We start from the raw sequence: 4,204 nt of genomic DNA, 5'->3' as shown, positions 1-4,204 counted from the left end.
TGATTAAAACCTGCCGTACAGAAAATAAATATAATTTTCAAAGGTATGAATGAATCGTTTTAGGGATCTGCACGGATATCTTGATAATTACAGAGCTACACATCCTGAAGCAATAGTCCATTTGTTTAAGATCTTTTGTAATCATGTATTTCGGCTTATACTTGAGAGAATGAAAACGACAGCATGATCTCGTACCTCCCCTTGGAAACACTTCTGAGTCGGTCAGTTATCCCTGGCAAACGTAGGAAGAAATTCTATCTTTCCCAAATCTGTCTGAAGTTCCGGGTAATATTTTTTTATGAACTGATCATGCGTTTCTGAAAGGTTAAGGAGTGAATGCATGAGCCTTCCAACATCGCCGTTATATGATGCCCAGTATCCATACCCTCCCAACGGAACTGAGGACGTAAGCCCATATGGGGGATAACCTAAGCCCGGACCATCGTAACCGACACGGTACCACCCGTTCATACCGCCGAAGTAATTGGTGAACAGGGGTTTTGTCGTATTCCGGTTGGAGGACCCGTACACCAGCTCGTTTGCCATCAGTACTATAAATTCATCATCGGGAAATTCTGACCCCGTAATATTCCGGTTGTCATGCAGGGTCTGGAAGACCTCGACAAATCTTCTCCCGTGACTGATATCCAATCCGGTTTTTGCAGTACAAAGTTGATCTGGAACAGGGAACGATGTACCACTATAACATGCAAAGCGATTATCCGTATCAATCTGCAATTCACCATAATCAATGATAATACCCTTTACCGGGGTCCCGTTAAAATCCGTCAGATTTGTTTCAGTTATGCGTGAACGGACGAGTTCATTTGTCAGATTGATATACTTTACCATTGCCATACGCTGCTTGTCTGATATCGCGATGGCAGGATCATTCTGGTTTGCGGCAAGCAGTTCGACCATCCCGGCACTTAGCCAGAGGTCTTCATCGCCGATTGCATACTCAGCATTTATTTGGTGCAGGTCTACATCCATTTTCAGTTCTTCTGAAGCCAGGAAAAGCGGCTGCCAGCGAGTGTAGGATTCCACCGCAAGAGGGCCGAAATTCGCTACAAATGTATTCATCTCCGGCGTCCTGTTCGGTTTATCAATAGCACTGATAATGTGCACGGATCTCGAAACAACATAAAGGAACTGTAAACTGTCGAGAGCGATTTCTTTCCCTTGGTTGGTGGAATCAGGGCAGGTTTTATCGCAGATCCATTCGTCGTATCCCTGAGGAGTCACCGTCAGGAACTGATATGATATATTATACAGTGCTATAATTTGGTTGAACCGGACTGGGTTATGGCAGGTTACTGCCTGATCAAGAAGATTATTCGTATATTGCTGCATGTTGTAAAGACCCGTCGGATCTCCACCGGATAATTCCTTTCTGAACTCTTCTGCCATAAGAGTAGAGTGGTTAGCCCACGCAGTATCCAGCTGCACCTGAATATCCGGCGGGAGACATGCGCTCGTAGTTGCCCCATACAATTTGGGTGTATACACCGGGTTTGATAAGTTACGGATATTCACGGGAGCTGGCTGGTATAGCGCCAGATGTAACAATAAAAAAATGCCTGCACCGAGGATGCCCAAAATGAATGCTGTAGCAATCAGTTCTTCTTTACGCATATCCTGACCTGCGACGGGTAAAATAAATGGTCCGGGGGTTGCATATTTTTCCCCGTCTGTCAAAATTGAAAGAATTCCAATAATTGCCGCATTTATTGACTATTATATCCAAATTTTGTCTCATTGACTCTATTTGTCCGAGAGGGAAATTTTCCTTTGAGAACAAGCCTATAGGCTCATTTTTCTTTAAATTTACTTTCATTATGGGGATCTCTTTCCCATTAACTAAGTATATTCTTATATCATTCCCCGTTGAGATTTGGCGTTTAAATTTTTCATTTTGAGAATTAGTATCTCTCATTTTATGGTTATTGTTTGCTCCATCCGATTTAAAATGATAGTACCTCTATATTGCTGTAATTAGAACACCCTGCAGATATTATTTAATGATCACATTCACGATAGATTTCCAGGTCCGTAAGTGTCATTCAGAGACTTTGTCTCAATCGGTATCTCACGTTATTGCGGTTTCTGCAAAACGAGCTCTCCGACCATGTATTGGGGGCTCTCGACCGGTCCCCCTCCCGGTGAACGATCCTCAAAAAGGATCTTCTTGCAGATCTCGGACGGAATTCACGGCACCGGCAAAAATGATCCGGGCAAGTCCTTTCAGATTTTTCAACTGTTTTCAACTGGAATGAATCGTCGTACTGCATCACCGGCGGCATGGTATTCGCCCTGTGTGCCTATCTCCTCTCGCACCTGGGATACGCTTCTTGAATTATACCGAGATGCATTCCCCTAACGTACAAGAATGGCATAGCAAGTATGCATCAGATATATGCGGGGATCAGGTACCAGGCCTGATGAGCATCCGGATTTTTCCGCTTGCCCCTGCCGGGTAGAGATTGCGCTGCGGTTTTCCAGGAATGGGAGCCATCAATGCAGACAAAATCTTTTCATCATCTGCACCGGTGAGTATATTCCAGCCATCATGGAGTGTTTCAATCCATTCGGTATTTTCCCGGAGTGTGATGCAGGGTACACCCAGCATGTATGCTTCCTTCTGGATCCCCCCGGAGTCCGTCAGGATCTTTTTTGCATTTCCCATCAGTCGGATCATGTCAAGGTACCCGAGCGGTTCAATTATTTTGACATTCGTTGGCATCCGGCCCAACAAGCCGTATTCTTTAAGATATTTCCGGGTGCGTGGGTGGACCGGAAAAACGATTGGCATTTCCGCCTTCCCGAATGTTCGGATAATTACCGATAGTGCATCCGGATTGTCTGTATTCGAGGGCCGGTGAATTGTTGCAACACCGTATCCGCCGGGTTCAAGACCCAGTGTTTCGATAATGTGGGAGTTTTTCTCCGCGAGGGTCTTGTTAAATTCCAGCACATCTGCCATCACATCCCCGACAAGGTGAACTCCCCGGGTAATCCCCTCTTTTGCAAGGAGCTTGACTGCATTCTCTGTCGGGCAGAATAGTGAGTCAGAGATATGATCGGTGACAACCCTGTTGATCTCCTCAGGCATGGTACGGTCGAATGAACGGAGCCCCGCCTCCACATGGGCAACAGGTATGTGAAGCTTGGCTGCAGCAAGCGCCCCGGCCAGCGTCGAGTTGGTGTCGCCATAGACAAGCACAAGATCCGGCTTCTCCTTCAGGAGAACCTCTTCGATCTTTGTAAGAATCATTCCTGTTTGTTTCCCATGGGGTCCGGAACCAATGCCAAGGTTATACTCCGGTTTCGGGATATGAAGTTCCTCAAAAAAAACTTCTGACATTTCCGGATCATAGTGCTGGCCGGTATGCACAAGAATTTCGGTGTGTTCCTTCCGCAGTTCACGGGAGACTGGCGCACACTTGATGAACTGGGGCCTTGCCCCGACAATGGTAACGATCTTAATGGGGATCCACTCCGAACCGGATGCTCATTCTTGTACCAATGGATGTTCCTGTAAATTCCGTCTGCACCAGCCGTCGCCGTAATGGAAAAACCAGCATGCCGGGTTCAAAAATACAGGTTCCTTCGCCAATGATAGTTATTTCGTACTGCATAGCGAAATTTCCAGGTATATTATACTGTCAAGAGGATAGGTAATTATTTATTTTTATTGACAAAAATTGAGTTTCGAACAAGAAAAAGAGATGCCCCCCCGGTATACACCGGATGTAATTACCCGATCAGTATAACCCGACATGTTTCCCTTACAGCACCTGCAAGTTTCATATCCGCAGTTACAAGAGGAGCATCGCAGCGGATCGATGCAGCGACAAAAAGCGCATCACAGATTGTGATCCGGTGCTGGCACGAGGTCAGAAAACAAATATACTTCTGATCTTGAGAAGTACTGCTCCTTGTTGGGGTTTCCCATAACTTTTACAGGGAGCAACTTGTTCTTAGCTCTACCGGTAGCTTAGGATCTCAACAGAGCCGCAATTTGAAAAAATTTCAGGAAAAGTTTCCAGAGAAATTTTTATTTTTTGAGAAATTTCGGCCGGGTTATTGTGCCCCGGGAAAAATTTTGCTAAGGGGCACCGATGGGCAACAAAAAATATCTGTTGCCGGAAATCACATGCCCGGCCCGGAGTCGGTGTGGGGGGGACGGACCTTGGGCTTATGC

General features: G+C 45.9%; 2 protein-coding genes. Both read right to left on the bottom strand.

What is annotated here, in order from left to right; genetic code table 11:
• Positions 1-222: 222 nt before the first annotated feature.
• The gene (locus WBL42_RS12370; RefSeq protein WP_424721588.1) at positions 223-1,698 is read right to left on the bottom strand and encodes a hypothetical protein; all 1,476 of its coding nucleotides are present in this window, start codon (positions 1,696-1,698) and stop codon (positions 223-225) included.
• 727 nt (positions 1,699-2,425) lie between these two features.
• On the bottom strand, positions 2,426-3,487 hold the full coding sequence (gene wecB, locus WBL42_RS12365) for a non-hydrolyzing UDP-N-acetylglucosamine 2-epimerase (RefSeq protein ID WP_424721589.1): 1,062 nt from the start codon (positions 3,485-3,487) through the stop codon (positions 2,426-2,428).
• Positions 3,488-4,204: the final 717 nt, after the last annotated feature.

This window comes from Methanoregula sp. (assembly GCF_049686655.1).
In the GTDB taxonomy this organism is placed as follows: Archaea; Halobacteriota; Methanomicrobia; order Methanomicrobiales; family Methanospirillaceae; genus Methanoregula.
Note: the sequence above shows the minus strand (reverse complement) of the source record. Positions and strands in the feature narration are given on the sequence as shown.